Below are 17,291 nucleotides of genomic sequence, written 5' to 3' on the forward strand. Positions count from 1 at the left end.
CCGGGGTGCCCTACGCTTGGGCACGCACCAGACCGTACGCACAGTCACCGTGGAGCCATGTCCCGACACACGCCGCCATCCGACCGCCCGGCCGGAGCACCTTGCCCGTGCGGGCTGCCCTCGGCCTACCAGGACTGCTGCGGGCGACTGCACCGCGGAACGGTCCGGGCGGGGACCGCGGAGCAGCTGATGCGATCCCGGTACAGCGCCTTCGCCGTGCGGGACGAGGCGTATCTGCTGCGCAGCTGGCACCCCGACACCAGGCCGCCCCGGGTGGACTTCGACCCGGGGCTGCGCTGGGAGCGGCTGGAGGTCCTCGGCGGCGCCGGGGGCAGCGCGTTCCACACCGAGGCCACGGTGGAGTTCCGCGCCCACTACACCGACCGCGGCCGGGCGGGCGAGCTGCACGAGAACAGCCGCTTCGTCCGGCACGACGGTGACTGGGTGTACCTGGACGGCGTCGTCAGCGACTGACCGGCGACCGGTCCGACGCGGCCGCGGGCGGCCGCTCACGCAGCGCGCCGTAGGCGAAGAAGTACGCGGGGGCCCGCTTCAACCACGGGGCGGCGGTGAGCACTTGGACCAGTCGCGGCGGCCGGTCCCGCTCGGCACCTGGCGAACGACCGGCGAGCAGCGGTCCGACGACCCTGGCGTGGGCGATCCGCTGCAACGCCTGGGTCGCCGCCGCCGTCGGCCACCGGCGGCGCTGCACCCGCCGTACGTCGCCCGGCCCTACGGTGCCCGCGCACAGCGGCCCGGCCAGATGGCGGGCTGCGGCGACGGCGTCCTGTACGGCGAGGTTGATGCCGATTCCGAACACCGGCGACATCGCGTGCGCGGCGTCGCCGATGCACAGCAGCCCCGGCCGGTACCAGTGCCGCAGCCGGTCCAGCCGCACGTCCAGCAGCTTCACCTCGTCCCACGAACCCAGCGCCGCCACCCGGTCGGCCATCCACGGCGCGGCCGCGGCGAACTGGGAGCGGAACGTCTCAAGACCGGCGGCCCGCCGCTGGACGTCGGTGCCCTTGGGGATCAGCGTCGCGCACTGCCAGTACTCGCCACGGTCGATCATGGCGACCAGGAACCGCTCCCCCAAGGTGCCGACCAGCCCGCGCGGGTCGCCCGCCCGGCGGGGCAGCCGGAACCACCAGGCGTCCATCGGGCAGCGGAACCGCCGCAGCCCCAGCTCGGGCAGGTCCCTGGCCAGCGAGCCACGGCCGTCGCAGGCCACCGTGAGGGTGGCCGCCAGCTCGCCGGTGCGGCCGTCCGTGGTGCGGTAGCGCACCCCGGCGACCCGGCCGCGCTCGTACCGGAACCCGGTGGCCGCGGTGTCCATGCGCAGCCGGAACGTCGGCTCGCGCCGGGCCTCGTCGGCCAGCAGGTTCAGCAGGTCCCACTGCGGCACCATCGCCACGTAGTTGTACTTCCCGCGCAGCGAGCTGATGTCCCCGACGGTGAACAGCTCGCCCCCCGGCCCGATCGGCAACTGCACGGTGCTCACCCGCCGCTGCGGCAGCTCGGCGAACCGCTCGGCGAGGCCCAGGTCGTCCAGCAGCGACAGGGTGGACGGGTGCACGGTGTCACCGCGGAAGTCGCGCAGGAAGTCCCCGTGCTTCTCCAGCACCGTGACATCCACCCCGGACCTGGCCAGCAGCAGGCCGAGCACCATGCCCGCGGGGCCGCCACCGACCACACAACACGCGGTCCGCTCCATCGTCTCCGCCCTCCGTGTCACTCCCGCTCCCAGCCTGCGGCGCGCCCGGTGGCCGCGCAATCGGCGGCGGAACCAGGGCCGCCGGGGCGCGCTTCCGCTAGCCTTGACGCGGCCTCACAGAAGGCGTGCGGCTGCTCCGGCATCCGCACCCGTCCCCAGGGAGGACGCCCCGATGAGCGCAGCAGCCCGTGCCGCCGCCTCCTACCAGGCGTTGCAGAAGTACCTCGCCGTGGGCGACGGCTCCGGTCTCTACCACGAGCGGTATCCCGTCGTCTCCGGTGACAACGCATACTCCTACGAGTGGCCGTTCTCCCAGGCGCACACCGCCACGTTGGACCTGACCGGCATGCCCGGTCAACAGGGCGAGGGCTATCTGCCGGACCTCGCGGCGCGGGCGGTCGGCCAGCAGCGGTACTGGAAGGCGTCCGGCGGCACCACCGGCAAGCCCGGGTACGCCTCCTACCCGGTGCCGCCCTACGGCGGCGGGGGTGACTTCTTCTACGACGACAACGAATGGGTGGGGCTGCTCGACGTCCAGCGGTATCTGATGCACGGTGACCGCGAGGCGCTGGCCCGGGCCGAGCAGATCTTCCAACTCGTGGTCTCCGGTTGGGACTCCGACACCGCGCACGCCGACCCCGGTGGGGTGTTCTGGACCCAGGCGACCTGGAGCCAGGACCGCAACACCGTCTCCAACATGCCCGGCGCCGAACTCGGCCTGCGGCTGCACCAGATCACCGGCCAGGCCACGTACCTCGACTGGGCCCGCCGGATGTACGACTGGACCAACCGCTATCTGCTCAGCCCCGACGCGCTGTACTGGGACCACGTCAACCTGACCGGCACCGTGGAGACCACGTTCTGGACGTACAACCAGGGCGTTCCGGTGGGTGTCAACACGCTGCTGTACCAGATCACCGGCGACCGGGAGTACCTCGACCGCGCGCAGCGGATCGCCGGCGCGGCACACTCCTACTTCGTCACCGGCGGCAGGCTGCTGGGACAGCCGCCGTACTTCAACTCGATCTACTTCAAGAACCTGTTGCTGCTGGAGTCGGTGGCCGGGGGGCACGCCTATCGCGATGCGATGGCCGAGTACGGGGACACGGTGTGGAACCGGTTCCGCGACTCCTCGACGGGCTTGTTCCGGTTCGAGGGCAGCGCGCAGACGGAGACGTTGCAGCAGGCGGCGATGGTGCAGATCTACGCGGTGCTGGCGTGGCCGCCGGCTGACCACCGGCACCTGTACTGAGGGTTCGCCCGGGGGCGGTCCCCCGACCCCTTGGTGGGCAACCAGGGCCAGGTGCCCGGTGCCTACGGTACGTAGAAGCGGCGGCGGCCGGAATCGGTGCCCTTGGCGTAGGCGGCTGCCTCGGGGTAAAGGCTTGCCGCGCGCAGGCAGCGGATCACGTCCGTGTGGTCGACCCTGCGGCGGGCGCCGATGTAGCGGCAGATGTCGGCCAGGTCCTCCTGGGGGCTGCCCGCGTCGTGCAGTGCCTGGAGCACGTCGGGGACTCGCTCGGGCGGTACCCGGGCCGGGCTGACCAGCGCCGCCATCGCCATCTCCTGGACGATGGTGAGCTGCTTGGTCTTCAGCACGCCCGGCAACGCGATCAGCGCGTCCACGTCGAAGTGCCGTACCACCGCGTCGCACAGTACGTCGTGCAGCGGATGGTACTCGTCGGCGCCGACAAGGCGGTCGACCAGCCGCATCACCTGATCCGGATCGCGCTTGCCCGCCAGGCTCACCACCAGCTTCTGCGACGCCTTCCTGAACGCCCGCCGCTCCAGGCGCCGGTGTAGCACCAGGATGAGTTCCGCGGTCTCGGCGCCCTGAGGGCGCCGTTCGGTGAAGACCTCGATCGCCTCGGCCATGAGCTGCCGGGCCAGCGCCCCGTAGCTTTCGTGGTCCATGATGTCGGCCAGGTCTTCGATCCGCGCCACCGGCCAGATCCGGCAGACCCGGTTGAGCACTATCTCCTCACCGGCGTGGCAGCGCGGCCGGACCCAGGTGATCAGGCTCCACACCTGCTGGGCGGTGCAGAACTCGGTGAGTGCCCCCAGCAGCCAGGGCAGTTGGTCGTGTGTCGCGCCCGGCAGGGTCGTGAACCCGTCCAGTGCCCCGACCAACGCATCGTCCACGCCGCAGGCCGTACGGTCCGACAGCGTGCGGACCACCCGGCGGACCAGTGCGCGTGCCAGTTGCTGGAACCCCAGATCGGCCAGTCGGCAGGCGACGTGGAGCGCGCTGTCCGCGCGCAGGCCCCACGCCGCCCGGTTGAGCATCGCGGCGACCATCAGGTCCTGCTTCGCCTCCTGGAGCAGCCGCATCACCTCGATGGTCTTCTCCACGGCGGGCGCCCCGGCCAGCACCAGCCGTCCGGTCACCAGCCCGGCCATCCGTCGGCCGCCGTACCGGTACAACTGGACGGCCATGGCGGCCAGTTGGTCGGGCGGCCGGTGCCGGATCGCCGCGTCCAGCGCCGACTCCAGGGTGTCGGCACGCCCCTCGTGGTGGAGCAGCAACAGCAGCCGGGACAGATCACGCACCGACAGCCCGTGCGGCTGCTGTGCGGCGCAGTCCAGCACAGCGGCCCGCGGCCCGTCCGGCAGCGCGTCCAGCACCGGCAGCAGGAACCGCGGTGGGTGCCGTCGCAACGCGGTGAACCGCAGCAGCTCGGCGAAGTCCGGATCCGCCCCGGCGAGACGCAGCAGGTCGGCCAGATCGGCCGCGGACCGGCCGTCTGCCGCGGCCTCCAACAGGGCGTTGCCCAGCTCCCGTTGGCCGGACGCGGCCATCACCGACGCCAGTTCGTACAGTTTCCCGGGCGGGGCCAGCACGGCGATCCGTTCCACCGCGTCCACCGCGTCCCGGCGGCGCTCGGGCGGCATGCCCCGGTGGTCGTCGGCCTCCCACAGGTGCGTGGCCAGTGCGCTGAGCCGGTCGACCGACAGCGCGCCGAGCACACGGTCGCGTGGCGCGTCGGTTCCGGTTCCGTGCCGCATCCGGGCCAGCAGTTCGACGAGTTGGTGCGATGTCCAGTCGGCGACCGGCGGCCGGGCGCACAACTCGTCGGCCACCCGCGCGCACTGCTCGCACTCCCTGAGCAGCAGTCCGCCGAGCACCACGGCGAAGGTGTCGACGGAGCGGCTGGTCAGCGTGTCCAGGAGGGCTTCGTCGCCGTGCGACAGATGGATCAGGGCGGCGAAGTCGGCGCTGTCCCGCTGGGCGAGCACCCGCTCCGCGGTGGCGGCGACGTGGTCCGGTCGACCGGCCCCGGTGAACTCGCCGATCAGCAGCGCGATGTCGGCGAGCGTACGGTGGTCGACGAAGCCCGCCAGCAGCCGTTCGGCCTCCGGCGCCGGGGCACCGTCGGGCGGTCCCGTCACATGTCCGGCGAACTCGGCGGGCGGCAGGTCGAGCAGCGGGGACAGCTCGGCGGTGGGCGGGTCGATGTCGTCGGGTCCCGGCCGGAACTCCGGGTTGCGCACCAGGACCAGCCGGTCCGCGTCGCCCCGCATGCCCGGCTGCGGCAGTCCCGCCGCCACCATGCGGGACTTGACCGCCTCGAAGACGTCGCTGATGGTCAGCTCGGCGGGCCCCTCCGCGATGCCCTGCTCCAGTACCTCCACAAGGGCCCCGGCGAAGCCGGTGTACCCGGTCTCCTTCCACACCGAACTGGCCTCCACCCGGTACTCGGTCGCCGCCAGGGTGCACACCCCGACCACCTCCAGCGCCGTGTTGTCGCGGCGGGCGCCGAGGAAGGAGTCGTCGGCGTAGCAGCAGTCCAGGAGCAGCAGCTTCCGGCGCGCCACCGCGTTGCGCAGGATCTCCTTCACCTGGCGGAACGACAGATGGAGGTTGAAGTAGTCGAAGTCCGAGTCGGACAGGGCGAGTTGCAGTTCGTCGGGATTGCTCATGAAGCGGCTGCCATGACAGCCGAGGTAGACGATGAGCAGGTCGGTGGGGACGGCGGCGGCCTCCTTGAGGGCGTACAGGCACTGGCGGAGGGTGACGAAACCGGTCAGCACGGTGCTGCCGCCCTCGGGGATCGCCCAGATGCTGTTACCCCCGCTCAGCGCCTTCTCCAGCGCCCTGGCGCTGCTGGCGAGCGAGCGCCGGTCGCCGTAGTGGGGGTCGGGGTACTCGGACACACCGATGCTGAGCAGATGGGCGACCTCCAGTGGGTCAGCCGTCATCGCGGGAGACCACGGGCAGGGGCTCGCCGGGCGCGGTGACCACGGTGACGGTCACCGGCCCGACCACCACCGTGGTGACCGTGGCGGCGCCGTCCGGCGCCGGACTCCGCTGGACCCTGGGCCTGGTGTCGACATTGCGTCCGAACCGGTTGTGCACCCATCCGGCCACGGCCGCGCACAGTGCCACCATGTCGGCGGCGGCGCTGATCCCGGTGAGCACCTCGGTCACCAGCTCGCCGCCCAGATGCTCGCTGGAGCTCTCCTGCCTGTCGAAGTCAAGGGCGAGTTCGGGGTCGGCCTTGGGCAACCACTGGCGTAGCAGGCGCAGTTCCTGGGCCGGGTTCGTGCCCGCGCACGTGATGGCGATGTCCAAGAGTGGCTCCGCAGGTCCGGTGAAGTTTGGAACAGAACCAGCGTACTTACGGTGCGCGTGCTATGAAGTGGGAACCTGGAAGGAGGGGTTGACGCTCCGTCGGACAACGGGGCGGAGAGCAGTGGTCACCCTCGCCGAAGGCGCAGCAGCACCGCCCACTGACTCACGGGGGAGATCGGATGGCGACGACGACCAGCAGAGGCGTCAGCAACGCGGCGAGCGACCCCGGTCTACGCAGAGCGCTGGGGTTCTGGCACCTCACCGGTATCGCACTCGGCGGCATCCTGGGTTCCGGATGGCTGCTGACCCCGATGTACGCGGCCCAGGAGGCCGGTCCCGCCGCGCTGTTGACCTGGGTGATCGCGGGCCTCGCGCTGGTGCCGATGGCTCTGGTGCTGGTCGAGCTGGGGGCCTCCTATCCGATGTCGGGCGGGCTGGTGCGCTGGCCGTTCCACAGTTCGGGGCGGCTGGTGGGCACGTTCGCCAGCTGGTGCATCTGGCTGGCCTACGCCACCAATCCGCCGGGTGAGGCGACCGCGGCGATCGCGTATCTGCGCCCGCACTGGCCGTGGTTGTACTCCGGGTCGAGTCTGGCGCCGTGGGGCTATCTGCTCGGCCTGGGGCTGATGGGCGCCTTCGTTCTGCTGAACTGGTTCGGGGTGCGGCTGTTCGCCCGGTTCAACCTGCTGATCACCATCGGGAAGATCGCGGTGCCCACCGTGACCGCGCTGGCGCTGCTCGCCGCGCACTTCGACCGGCACAACCTCACCGGGCACGGCGGCCTTGCCCCGAACGGCTATCCGGTGGCACTGACCGCGATCACCACGGCGGGGGCGGTCTTCGCGTTCACCGGTTTCCAGGCGCCGTTGGACTTCGCCGGCGAGGCGACCGGGCAGCGCCGTGACATCCCGCGCGCGGTGGCGACCGCGCTGCTGGGGTCGCTGGCGCTGTACGTGGTACTGCAACTGGCCTTCCTCGGCGCGATACCGCACGCCAACCTGGCGCACGGCTGGTCCTCGGGCGTCAACCAGCAGTCCACGTACCTGTATCTGGCCAAGGCGCTCAACCTGTTCTGGCTGTCGATGCTGCTCTCAGTGGACGCCGTGGGATCCCCGGCCGGTTCCGCACTGGTCTACACGGCGGAGGGCAGCCGCGCCGCGTACGCGATGGGGCTGCCGCACTACGGGCTGCTGCCGCAGCGCATCGGCGCGGTGCACACCAGGTCCGGCATTCCCCGCAACGCCCTGGCGGTGAACTTCGTGCTGAGCGCGTGCTTCCTGGTGTTCCTGCGGGACTGGCCGCACATCATCGCGGTCACCAGCATCCTCACGCTGCTCGGCTACTCGATGAGCCTGGTCTCCGCGCAGGCGATCCGCCGCTCCGGGCGGCAGATGGCCCGGCTGGTACCGGGGGTGGCGTTGCTCGCCCCGGTCAGTTTCACCGTGACGGCGCTGATCTTCTACTGGTCGGGCTGGGACCGGCTGCACTACGTGCTGCTGGCGCTGGCCGTGGCCACCGCGGTCGGGTACTCATGGCACGCCTGGGAGCACCGGCGGGACGGCTTCGACTGGCGGGATCTGCTGCACGGCCTGTGGCTGGTCGGCTATCTGGCGGCGATGACGGCGATGTCGAAGCTGGGCAGCTTCCACGGCGCGGGGGTGATCGCGGCGCCGTACGACTCGATACTGGTGGCCGCGATCGCGCTGCTCAGCTACGTCGGCGGACTCGGCGGCGCGGAGCGCCACTTGAGGCGGCGCGGCACACAGCGCTATCTGGACGGGGTCGGGCCGGGCTGAGCCTCGTCCGTTGACCCGGCGGGTCAGCGCGGTCCCGAGCGGCATGCGCCCCCACTGCCTTTCCATCGTGTCCTGCCGGAGATCGCCACGATTTCCTTCCGCATCACCGTCCGGCGGAAAGCCGAACAAGTGAACGATATGTTGCCCCTGGCAACGGACTACCCTGGTAGGTGAGAGGGCTTGCTCGTGGGTCGGCCGCTCGGGGGACGGTCGTGCGGCCGACCCGCCGGTGGAAAGGAGCGCCGCCCGTGTCTGTCATATCGCCCACGCCGTCCCCGGTCCCGCTGCCCACGCACCGAGGCTGCCCGTTCGATCCGCCCGAGGAGTACGGCGAGCTGCGGCGCAGTCGGCCGATCAGCAGGCTCGCCTTCCCGGACGGGAAGGTCGGCTGGCTGCTGACCCGGTACGAGGACGTCCGTGCCCTGCTGGAGGACCTACGGTTCAGTTCCGACCGCCGCCGGGCCTCCTCGCCGGTACGGGCGTTCCCGATCCGCGACGGCGATCCACGGGTGCCGGGCTCGCTGATCGGCATGGACCCGCCCGAGCACACCCGCTACCGCCGCTTGGTGACGCGCTGGTTCACGGTGCGGCGGATGCGCGAGCTGGCGCCGCGCATCGAGCGGATCGTCGCCGACCACCTGGACGCGATGGAGCGCGCCGGCCCGCCGGTCGACCTGGTGGAGACCTTCGCCCGGCCGATCCCGTCACTGGTGATCTGCGAACTGCTCGGCGTGCCGTACGCCCAGCGGGCCGACTTCCAGCGGTGGACGGCCACCCTGTTCCGGCTGGACGAGCCGAAGGAGTCGGTGTACGCGGCACGGGACGCGCTGTGGGACTACATGCGGTCCCTCGTGGCGATCAAGCGCCAGCTTCCGGATGACGCGCTGCTGTCGCAGCTGATCCGCTGCGAGGACCCGTCCGCGGGGTTGACCGACCAGGAGCTGACCGGGCTCGGCCAACTGCTGCTCATCGCGGGACACGAGACGACCGCCAACATGCTGGCACTGGGCACCTTCGCCCTGTTGCGCCACCCAGAGCAGGCCCGCGCCCTGCGCGAGCGCCCCGACGTGGTGGACAACGCGGTCGAGGAGCTGCTGCGGTACCTGACCATCGTGCAGTTCGGCGTCGTCCGGGTGGCCCGGGAGGACGTCGAGTTCGCCGGGGTCGAGGTGCGCGAGGGCGAGACGGTGGTCGCCTCGGTCGCCGCGGCCAACCGGGACCCCGAGCGGTTCCCCGAACCCGACGACCTGGACGTCACCCGTGGCGCCGCGCACCACATCGCCTTCGGCCATGGCGTCCACCAGTGCCTGGGCCAGCAACTGGCGCGGATGGAGATGCGCATCGGCTATCCGGCGCTCCTCCGGCGTTTCCCCACGCTCCGGTTGGCGGTGCCCGCGGACCAGGTGCCGCTGCGCGACGACATGTTCATCTACGGCGTCCACCAGCTGCCCGTCACCTGGCAGGAGTGATCGCCATGCGCATCAGGATCGACCGCGGTCGCTGCCAGGGCGCCGGTCAATGCGCCCTGCACGCCCCGGAGTTGTTCGACCAGTCCGACGAGGACGGCATGGTCGTCGTGCTCGACGACCAGCCGCCGCCCGAACTGCGCGACAAGGCCCGGCTGGCCGAACAACTCTGCCCGAACAGCGTCATCCGGGTCCTCGAAGAGGAGGACGGCTGACCGTCACGAGTGCAGCGCGCTCCCCGCGACCCACTGCGACCAGTCGAGGTTGTAGTCGGCGTAGCCGTTGTCCGGCGCGGCGTTCTTCGGCTCGCCCTTGACGGTCACCGGGTCACCCTGCTTCACGAAGTCGTAGAACCACTTCGCGTCGTCCAGCGACAGGTGGATGCAGCCGTGGGAGTTGTTGTCCAGGCCGGGATCGGTGTCGCCGGTGGAGTAGTGGACGTAGGTGCCGGAGTCCGTCAGGTGCACGTCCCAGGGCAGCTTCAGGTCGTAGTAGTTCGGCCCGTTCTTGTCGCACTGGATGCCGACGCTGCACGAGGTCATCTCCACCACCGGCTGCTTGTCGATCACCGCCATGGTGCCGCCCCAGGTGGAGAAGCCGGCCTTGCCGCTGTCCGCGGCCAGCGAGCGGACCAGCTTGCCGTCCTGGTAGACGTTCAGCTTGTGGCTGGCGGTGTCGGAGACGGCCTCGACATCGCTGCCGATGGTGAAGCCGTGCTCGTAGTTGTGCGTCCCGTAGCGGCCGTTGCCGTCGTTGACGCCGTTGAGGTTGGCGTCGACGGTCACATGCGTACCGGACTTCCAGAACTGCTGCGGGCGCCAGTCCACCCGCTCGTCACCGAACCAGTGCCAGGAGCCGGTCACCGCCGGGCTGGTGGTGACCTTCAGCTGCTTCTCCACCGAGGCCTTGGCGGAGTCGGCCACCGGGTGGGAGAAGACGATCGAGATCGGCATGGCGACCCCGACCACGGCGCCCTTGGCCGGGGTGATCGAGTCCAGCTCCAACGCCTTACCCGGCGTCTCCACCGTGAAGTTGACCTGCTGCGTGGCGGGCCTGCCGTTGTGGCCGGGAGTGGTGGCGCTGGCCCGCAGCGTGTAGTTCAAGCCGACGCCGAACGGCGAGCTGGGGGTCCAGGTGCCGGTGGCCGCGTCAAGGGTGCCGGGTATCGCGTCGCCCTTGGAGTCGGCCACGGTGACCGAGGCGAGCTTGCCGTCCTGCACGCCGATCTTCACCGGCTTGTCCGGCACCACGTCCCCGGAGGAGTCCTTGTCCATGGTCACTGTGATCTTCGCCGGGTCAACGGCGGCGGCAGCGCTCCCGGCTCCCTGGCCGTGGGCCGGAGTCGAGCAGGCGCTCACCCCCAGCGCCAGCGCCGACAGCCCCACCGCGGCGGCAGCGGCACGCCTGCGGTACGCCGCGGCTCCCTTCGCTCCCCCGACCTTCGATCTCCCAACTGTGCGCTTCAACACCCTGCCCCTCGTCACCCTGCACAACCCGACAACACCCAGGACATCCGGACCACGTGTTTCGGTTGCGGCCCAACTCGCCCGGAACACAAGACGTTACCGCCGTCGGCTGTGAGTGCTGTCATCCTCGTACCCCAGGCCCCCGGCGGCAGAGAGAAGGAGGAAAAGCGACATGTGCCGACTCTTCGGCATGAGCAGCGCGCCGCAACGGGTGGGCGCGGTCTTCTGGTTGCTCCAGGCCCCGGACAGCCTCAGCGCGCAGAGCCACCGGGACCCGGACGGCACCGGTCTGGGGTTCTACGACGCGTCGGGAACGCCCCAGGTGCACAAGGCGCCGATCGCCGCCTTCCGGGACCGCGCCTTCGCCGAGGAGGCCAGGCGGGTGGAGTCGGCCACCTTCGTCGCGCATGTGCGCTACGCGTCCACCGGCGCGCTGCTGCAAAGCAACACCCATCCGTTCCTCCAGCAGGGGCGGCTGCTCGCGCACAACGGCGTCATCGAGGGACTCGACGCGTTGGACCGGCACCTCGGCGACGACCTCGATCTGGTACGCGGTGACACCGACTCGGAGCGCTTCTTCGCGCTGATCACCCGGGAGACCTCGGCGCGCGGCGGCGACGTGGGCGCGGGCATCGAGCACGCGGCCCGCTGGATCGCCGAGAACCTGCCGGTGTTCGCGCTCAACCTGGTGCTGATCACCGCCGACGACTTGTGGGCACTGCGCTATCCCGACACCCACGATCTGTACGTTCTGGAGCGCGGCACCGGCCGTCGTATGGAACACACCGGCAGCGGCGGCCGGCTGCGGGTACGGTCCCACGACCTGGCGGACGCCCCGGCCGTGGTGGTCGCCAGCGAACGGCTGGACGACGACCCGGGCTGGCGGAACCTGCGTTCCGGTGAACTCCTGCACGTCGGTCCCGGTCCGCGGACCGTCTCCCGGCACGTGCTGCCGCAGCCGCCCGCGCGCCGGCTCACCATGGCCGACCTGCGTCCCGAGGCCGCCGCCTCGCAACGCACGGCCTAGGGGACCGGGCACCTCGTCGGCCGGAGGGTGGTCTGGGATGATCCTCCAAGGGCGGATGGCCGGACTACCATCCGCAACGCGCAGAGCCGGATAGCTGGGGGTAATCCATGCGAGCGAAGCATCGCCTGATCGGGGCCGTGGCGGCGTTGACCGCCGGTCTGGGGGTGGCTGCCTGCGGCCCCACGGCCGCGCACGGCAGCCCGCCGGGGCGGCCCCCGGCCGGGCCCCGCGTCAGCCTGTCCAGCCTCCCGGCCACCCCGGCGGTGGCGCACGAGTCCCTGCCCAACTGCCGTACGCACGCCCTGAAGTGGAGCTTCACCCTGCTCCAGCTCTCCGACGCCCAGCTGTCGGCGGTCAACCGGAGCAAGGGCCGTTGTCTGTTCGGTGGGTTTCCGGTGGTGGCCGTGCACAACGGCAAGGCGAACGCGGTCAACGGCGTCGGCCGCGGACGCCCCGCGGCCGTCACCCTGCCCAAGGGCGCGGGCGTGACGTTCGACCTGCGCTACACGCCCAGGGGCGCGAAGGGCGCCAGCGACCTGTGCGTCAGCGAGAGCGAGGCCGTGGTACGGGCACCGCACGACGCGGTGCGGACGGATGTGCCGATCACGGACGCACGCCACCGGAGGGCCAAGTTCCGCGCCTGCGGGGAGACGATGCAGCTCAGCCGGTCGGTCGTCCAGCGCTAACCGTGGATGCGGCGGTGGGCCAACGCCCACCAGATCTCGGCCAGGTCGGCCGGTTCGCGCAGACTGGTGCCCGTCGCCTCCTCGAACCGGCGCAGCCGGTTGCGCAGGGTGTTCGGGTGCACGAACAGGGTCCGCGCCGCCGCCTCGATCCTCATCCCGTACCGCAGATACGCCGCGACCGCCTCCTCAAGCTGGGCGCCCTCCTCTCCGCGCTCGTGCAGTGGAGCCAGCCGTTGCTCCACCAACTGCTGGCCCAGCGCGGGCGCGCTGACCACCGCCGCCCGTAGCCCCAGTTCCTCGCGGGTGAAAGCGCCGACCAGCCCGAAGCACACGGCGGTTGTGAGCGCCTGTGTGGCCTGGGTGAACTCCGCAGCGAGCCGGTACGGCGGCACCGCCGCGCCCAGTCCGACGACCAGGTGGCGGCGCAGCCCGCGGGGCCGGGCCACCAGCAGCCCCGCGACGTCCCCGTCCACCGCCGTGACCAGCGGCCCGCCCGCCGAGTCCACCGCGAGCCAGGGCCGCAGCAGTTCGACCACCTCGACCGGTACGGTGCCGCCGGAGACCGCACGGGCCCGGAACGGCAGCCGGATGGCCGCCTGGTCGAGTCCGTCGCCGTCGGCCGAGGCGGCGGCCGGGTCAAGCAGCAGGGTGCGCACATATGCCTCGCGCCGCCGGTCCGCGGCCGGATGGCCGTCGGCGTTGGCGCGGCGAACCAGGTGCACGGTGACCGCACCGGCCCAGGCCCACACGCTCTCCCCGATCGCCAGCAGTTCCTCGGCGGGCGCCTGCCGCTTCGCCATCTCCGCCTGGAAGCGGGACCACACGGTGTCCACACCGATCCGGTAGGCCGAGATGACGTCCTCCACCTTGGGCGCGTGGTCCGGCGGCCAGGCGCTGCGCTGACCGAAGTCCAGTTCGCTACCGGGGAGTTGGGCCAGCCGGCGCACCGCCGATATGCCGCCGACCAGTGCCCGCCGCACCCGGAGCCTCAGCAGCCCGGGCGGTATCGCCGCGTACGAGGGCAGCCGCGCCCTGAGGCGTTCCGTCACCAGCTCGACCAACTGGTCGAGATCGGCATGAAGCGCCGCGACGGCCTCCTGCACCGTTGTGGAAACCTCCACGCCGTCCTGGCTCAACTCGCTGTCCTTCTCCATGGCTCCCCAAGATCACAAACCGTCATGCTATGGGAGTCCGTCGCCCCTCCGGAGGGACCTGTTCATGGCCGTTTCCTGGCGCCGCGTAGCGGTGCCCGCCGCAGCGCTCGGCGTGCTGGTACCCGCCGCACTCGGCGCCCACGCGCTGCTGCCGTCGTTGGACGACTCGGGCCACAGCGCCGTGGCGGCTGACGCCGGCCCCTCGGCGCCCGCCACGCCGGACGCCCCCCTGGACGCGCCGGTGGACAGCGCCGACACCGGCGCGGGGGTCGCAGAGACGCCCGGCAACTCGCCTTCCGCCGAGGGAGTTTCCGCCCCGATCCGGCTGGCCTCGTACGACGCGCAGGGGCATCGGGCGGTGCTCGACACGCCGAAGACCGCTTCGGTGCGCACCGGCGATGTGATCGCGTCCGCGCCCAACCGGAAGGCGCCGTCCGGCGCGCTGTTCAAGGTGGCGAAGGTCGTCAGGTCGGCCAAGGGCCGGACGGAGGTGGCCACCGCCCCCGCGAGCATCTCGGAACTCCTCGGCGACCAGCGGGTGGACAGGCGAACGCTGCTTGCCCCCCGCCAGCTGCGGGTCAGGCCGCTGTCGGCGGGTGTCACCACGAAGGGCGGTCCGGTACAGGCCCCGGCCACCCCGACACCCTCACCGTCCGCCCCGGCCGCCCCGCAACGGCCCACGCTGCGGCTGGCGTTGAACGTACCGCTGCCCAAGGACATCGCGGCGACCGACCGCTCCCCGGCACGGCTGGCCGGAGAGGTCGACTTCAGCCCCGAGCTGATCTTCCAGTACGAGCGGCGCGGCGCCCGGGACATACGGCCCGAGCGGGCCGCGGTCGGGCTCGGTGGCACGTACGGGTACGGCTGGAGCCTGCACGGCACGGCGCCGGGGCACGTGGACACCGGCACCGTCTCGGTGCCGCTCGCCGCGGTGACCGGCCAGTACACCTTCTGGGTGGGACCGGTGCCGGTCGTGGTCAGCGCCGAGGTGACGTTCTCGTACCGGTTCACGGCCGACGGCCGCATCGTCCTCGACGCCGAGCGGCGCACCACCGGGTCGTTCACCGTGGGAGCGCGCTACGACCGTGCGCAGGGCTGGCAGCCGCTGCACGAGGTGGACCAGCGCACCGATGGCGGGCAGCCGCGGATCGCCGGTGCCGCCACTGCGACGGCCCGGATCGGGGCGCAGGCCAGCGTGTTCCTGTACGGCGCGGCGGGTGTGGGCGGCGACCTGTCCGTCTACCTCAAGGGCCGGGCGTCCGGGTCCGGCGACGCCAGGCCAGCCTGGGCGCTGTACGCCGGTTACGACCTGAGCACCCAACTCACGCTGCGGCTACGGATTTTCGGCATCGAACTGGTGGACCTGCGCACCACCCCGTTCGCACTCCACGACGAACGCAGGCTCTGCGGCCAGGGCAACCCGGCCAACGTCTAACGGCCCCGCAGCGCGACGGGGCCCCGGCGAGAAGCCAGGAGGATCCGCGAACCCACGCGGTGGGGGCCCGGGGCGAAGCCCCGGAGGGATCCCCCAACCCCGCGCGGGAGGCGCTACCGCTTGCGCGGTGCCGTGCTCGCCGTGGTCTGGTACGGCGCCGCAGCGTGCTGCGCGGCGTACACCAGGGCGGGCTTCATCTTGGGCCAGAAGTAGCTGTCCTGGCAGGAGTACGGCGGGGTGAACCCGTCGCAGCCGCGGTTGTCGACGTCGCCGATCTCGATGGTGAAGCTGGCCAGACCGAGCTTGTCGTACGTCCAGTCGTCGGTGCCGCCGGAGGCGTTGTAGAGGATCTCACCGGCCTGCCCTGACTGGTAGCCGGTGATCGACCCCATCTGGCCCGCGAGCGCGCGCAGCGCGGCGTCGTTGCCGGTGTGTACGGTGCTGTCGAACTCCCAGGGGAACAGCACCATGCTGGCGTCGCTGTGCAGGGTGATCATCATTCCCCGGGCGTCGGCGGGCGCCGGGTCGGAGTCACCGGTGCCGGTGCGAACCGCCGGGTAGAGCTGGCGGAACAGCCCTTCCAGGGCGGTGTTCTCCACCTCGGAGTCGGCGGCCGGGCCGAGGTAGACCTCGTCGCACGGCTGGTCCGAGGTGCCCGCGCCGCCCCAGTGGGTGCCCGCGTTGCGGTTGAGGTCGACACCGATCTGGCCGCCGCCCTGACCGCACGACGAGCCGTTGGAGTCATCGGCGTTCTTACGCTGCAGGACGGGGTTGTCGCCGCCCTGGGCGACCATGTCGACGCCGTCCGGGTTGGCGATCGGGACCACCCACATCTCGGTGGTGTCCATCAGCTTGGTGATGTCCGGGTCCTTGCCGTAGTCGTTGGTCAGCTCGTCGATCCAGCGCCAGGAGACCTCTCCGGTGGTGATCTCGCGGGCGTGGATCTGGCTCATCAGGAAGAACCGCGGCTTGGTTGAGTTGGGGTTGAGCTGGCAGTCGCCCTGCTGCTTCTTGGTGACGCAGATCGCCTTGAGGTCATGGCCGCCCATGCCGTTCTGCTTGAGCCAGGACTGGCCGTATGTCACCACCGTGGCCAGGTCCGGGTGCTGCGAGGCGACCTGGTCCATGTGCGCGTAGTTGGCGTCCACGGTGTGGTAGCCGCCGTCATAGGTGCCGCTGGAGTCGCCGGGCAGTTGGCGGGCGGCCGGGCGCTTCGCCGTCTTGACGACCGTGGGGGCGAAGCCGAGGTGTCTGAGCTGTCCGCCGGTCGTACGGTCGCCCAGCACGAACAGGTCGTTGCCCTGGCGGTGTTCCATCAGGTCGTATCCGGCGCGCATCAGCGTCTGGGCGTCCTGTGGACGGTGGGTGGGGACGCGGTAGACGACGACCGTGTCCTGGGTCGCTTCGTTCGTGGTCTGCGGGAGGTTGCTGCGGGCGACGGCTAACGATGCCTGCGGGAGCGTGGCCGCGGCGACCGCGACCACCGCTCCGGCGGCTATGCCCGCCAGGCGTTTCCGGGACATGCGATGGCCTTCCGTGGGGGGAGGGGTTGCGCGTGCACAACGACACCTTGCTGCCGTGTACACGTCAGAACCACTCGCATGATGGCACGCCCATGTCGCCCACAGAAGAGGGATGTTCGAATTTCGCGGCCCCGGCTGACGGGGCGACGCGGTTCCCGCCCACGAAGACCAGCAATCGCAAAGGAAAACCATTTCCTCCGGGTTCCCGCGCGACCGGACCGGCCCTGCCCGATCGCCCCCGCCGCACACCTCACACACGCGACGGGCGCCGTGGGAGCGTCGAATTCGACGGATTCCCGGTATTCGCCGAGCCGCACGGCGATATGCGCCTCCAACTCGGCGGCAGTGCACCGCCGTACACCGAAGACCGCCAGCTCACGCAGACCGCCAGCGGGATTCGACGGCGCCGCGGTTCCGGCCAGTGGACCGCAGTGGCGGCCAACAGGTGGCA

General features: G+C 71.3%; 14 protein-coding genes. 8 read left to right on the top strand and 6 right to left on the bottom strand.

Going from position 1 to position 17,291, the window contains the following annotated elements; genetic code table 11:
- Positions 1-57: 57 nt before the first annotated feature.
- A complete protein-coding gene (locus P3G67_RS14955; protein ID WP_276093929.1) occupies positions 58-474 on the top strand; it encodes a YchJ family protein in 417 nt (138 codons plus the stop codon).
- Here the strand turns inward: P3G67_RS14955 and P3G67_RS14960 are convergent.
- Complete coding sequence (locus tag P3G67_RS14960; RefSeq protein ID WP_276093930.1) at positions 464-1,714, bottom strand: FAD-dependent oxidoreductase; 1,251 nt, start codon at positions 1,712-1,714, stop codon at positions 464-466. The two genes, P3G67_RS14955 and P3G67_RS14960, sit on opposite strands and share 11 nt — an antisense overlap.
- 172 nt (positions 1,715-1,886) lie before the next feature.
- Between P3G67_RS14960 and P3G67_RS14965 the strand changes: the two genes are divergently transcribed.
- A complete protein-coding gene (locus P3G67_RS14965) occupies positions 1,887-2,966 on the top strand; it encodes a glycoside hydrolase family 76 protein (RefSeq protein ID WP_276093931.1) in 1,080 nt (359 codons plus the stop codon).
- 62 nt (positions 2,967-3,028) lie between these two features.
- Here the strand turns inward: P3G67_RS14965 and P3G67_RS14970 are convergent, their stop codons facing one another.
- Both P3G67_RS14970 and P3G67_RS14975 read right to left on the bottom strand, forming a co-directional pair.
- Positions 3,029-5,914: a caspase family protein gene (locus P3G67_RS14970; RefSeq protein WP_276093932.1), complete on the bottom strand. Its 2,886-nt coding sequence runs from the start codon at positions 5,912-5,914 to the stop codon at positions 3,029-3,031.
- Complete coding sequence (locus P3G67_RS14975; RefSeq protein ID WP_269857466.1) at positions 5,904-6,287, bottom strand: hypothetical protein; 384 nt, start codon at positions 6,285-6,287, stop codon at positions 5,904-5,906. The genes P3G67_RS14970 and P3G67_RS14975 overlap by 11 nt, the downstream gene beginning before the upstream one ends.
- Before the next feature lie 179 nt (positions 6,288-6,466).
- Between P3G67_RS14975 and P3G67_RS14980 the strand changes: the two genes are divergently transcribed.
- From P3G67_RS14980 to P3G67_RS14990, 3 genes are all read left to right on the top strand, one after another.
- The gene (locus P3G67_RS14980) at positions 6,467-8,083 is read left to right on the top strand and encodes an APC family permease (protein WP_269857465.1); all 1,617 of its coding nucleotides are present in this window, start codon (positions 6,467-6,469) and stop codon (positions 8,081-8,083) included.
- A gap of 248 nt (positions 8,084-8,331) precedes the next feature.
- Positions 8,332-9,552: a cytochrome P450 gene (locus P3G67_RS14985; RefSeq protein WP_276093933.1), complete on the top strand. Its 1,221-nt coding sequence runs from the start codon at positions 8,332-8,334 to the stop codon at positions 9,550-9,552.
- A gap of 5 nt (positions 9,553-9,557) precedes the next feature.
- Positions 9,558-9,764 carry a ferredoxin gene (locus P3G67_RS14990; RefSeq protein WP_269857463.1) on the top strand — a complete coding sequence of 69 codons (207 nt, stop codon included), beginning with the start codon at positions 9,558-9,560 and terminating at the stop codon, positions 9,762-9,764.
- 3 nt (positions 9,765-9,767) lie between these two features.
- On the opposite strand, the gene P3G67_RS14995 is transcribed toward P3G67_RS14990, so the two are convergent.
- On the bottom strand, positions 9,768-11,015 hold the full coding sequence (locus P3G67_RS14995; RefSeq protein ID WP_313880328.1) for a L,D-transpeptidase: 1,248 nt from the start codon (positions 11,013-11,015) through the stop codon (positions 9,768-9,770).
- Between the two features lie 172 nt (positions 11,016-11,187).
- Here P3G67_RS14995 and P3G67_RS15000 point away from each other — a divergent pair, with 172 nt between their 5' ends.
- A complete protein-coding gene (locus P3G67_RS15000) occupies positions 11,188-12,042 on the top strand; it encodes a class II glutamine amidotransferase (protein WP_276093934.1) in 855 nt (284 codons plus the stop codon).
- Between the two features lie 107 nt (positions 12,043-12,149).
- A complete protein-coding gene (locus P3G67_RS15005; RefSeq protein ID WP_276093935.1) occupies positions 12,150-12,728 on the top strand; it encodes a DUF4232 domain-containing protein in 579 nt (192 codons plus the stop codon).
- Here the strand turns inward: P3G67_RS15005 and P3G67_RS15010 are convergent.
- Positions 12,725-13,882: a PucR family transcriptional regulator gene (locus P3G67_RS15010; protein ID WP_276093936.1), complete on the bottom strand. Its 1,158-nt coding sequence runs from the start codon at positions 13,880-13,882 to the stop codon at positions 12,725-12,727. The two genes, P3G67_RS15005 and P3G67_RS15010, sit on opposite strands and share 4 nt — an antisense overlap.
- A gap of 64 nt (positions 13,883-13,946) precedes the next feature.
- Between P3G67_RS15010 and P3G67_RS15015 the strand changes: the two genes are divergently transcribed.
- Complete coding sequence (locus P3G67_RS15015) at positions 13,947-15,317, top strand: hypothetical protein (protein ID WP_276093937.1); 1,371 nt, start codon at positions 13,947-13,949, stop codon at positions 15,315-15,317.
- Positions 15,318-15,430: 113 nt separating this feature from the next.
- On the opposite strand, the gene P3G67_RS15020 is transcribed toward P3G67_RS15015, so the two are convergent.
- Positions 15,431-16,840: a M14 family zinc carboxypeptidase gene (locus tag P3G67_RS15020; RefSeq protein WP_276093938.1), complete on the bottom strand. Its 1,410-nt coding sequence runs from the start codon at positions 16,838-16,840 to the stop codon at positions 15,431-15,433.
- Between the last annotated feature and the right edge of the window lie 451 nt (positions 16,841-17,291).

It is taken from the genome of Streptomyces silvisoli (genome assembly GCF_029269905.1).
Classification (GTDB): Bacteria; Actinomycetota; Actinomycetes; order Streptomycetales; family Streptomycetaceae; genus Streptantibioticus_A; species Streptantibioticus_A silvisoli_A.

Coding starts and splice junctions, on each gene's coding strand:
- P3G67_RS14955 (WP_276093929.1), top strand. CDS start 58: ATGTCCCGACACACGCCGCCATCCGACCGCCCGGCCGGAGCACCTTGC.
- P3G67_RS14960 (WP_276093930.1), bottom strand. CDS start 1,714: ATGGAGCGGACCGCGTGTTGTGTGGTCGGTGGCGGCCCCGCGGGCATG.
- P3G67_RS14965 (WP_276093931.1), top strand. CDS start 1,887: ATGAGCGCAGCAGCCCGTGCCGCCGCCTCCTACCAGGCGTTGCAGAAG.
- P3G67_RS14970 (WP_276093932.1), bottom strand. CDS start 5,914: ATGACGGCTGACCCACTGGAGGTCGCCCATCTGCTCAGCATCGGTGTG.
- P3G67_RS14980 (WP_269857465.1), top strand. CDS start 6,467: ATGGCGACGACGACCAGCAGAGGCGTCAGCAACGCGGCGAGCGACCCC.
- P3G67_RS14990 (WP_269857463.1), top strand. CDS start 9,558: ATGCGCATCAGGATCGACCGCGGTCGCTGCCAGGGCGCCGGTCAATGC.
- P3G67_RS15000 (WP_276093934.1), top strand. CDS start 11,188: ATGTGCCGACTCTTCGGCATGAGCAGCGCGCCGCAACGGGTGGGCGCG.
- P3G67_RS15005 (WP_276093935.1), top strand. CDS start 12,150: ATGCGAGCGAAGCATCGCCTGATCGGGGCCGTGGCGGCGTTGACCGCC.
- P3G67_RS15010 (WP_276093936.1), bottom strand. CDS start 13,882: ATGGAGAAGGACAGCGAGTTGAGCCAGGACGGCGTGGAGGTTTCCACA.
- P3G67_RS15015 (WP_276093937.1), top strand. CDS start 13,947: ATGGCCGTTTCCTGGCGCCGCGTAGCGGTGCCCGCCGCAGCGCTCGGC.
- P3G67_RS15020 (WP_276093938.1), bottom strand. CDS start 16,840: ATGTCCCGGAAACGCCTGGCGGGCATAGCCGCCGGAGCGGTGGTCGCG.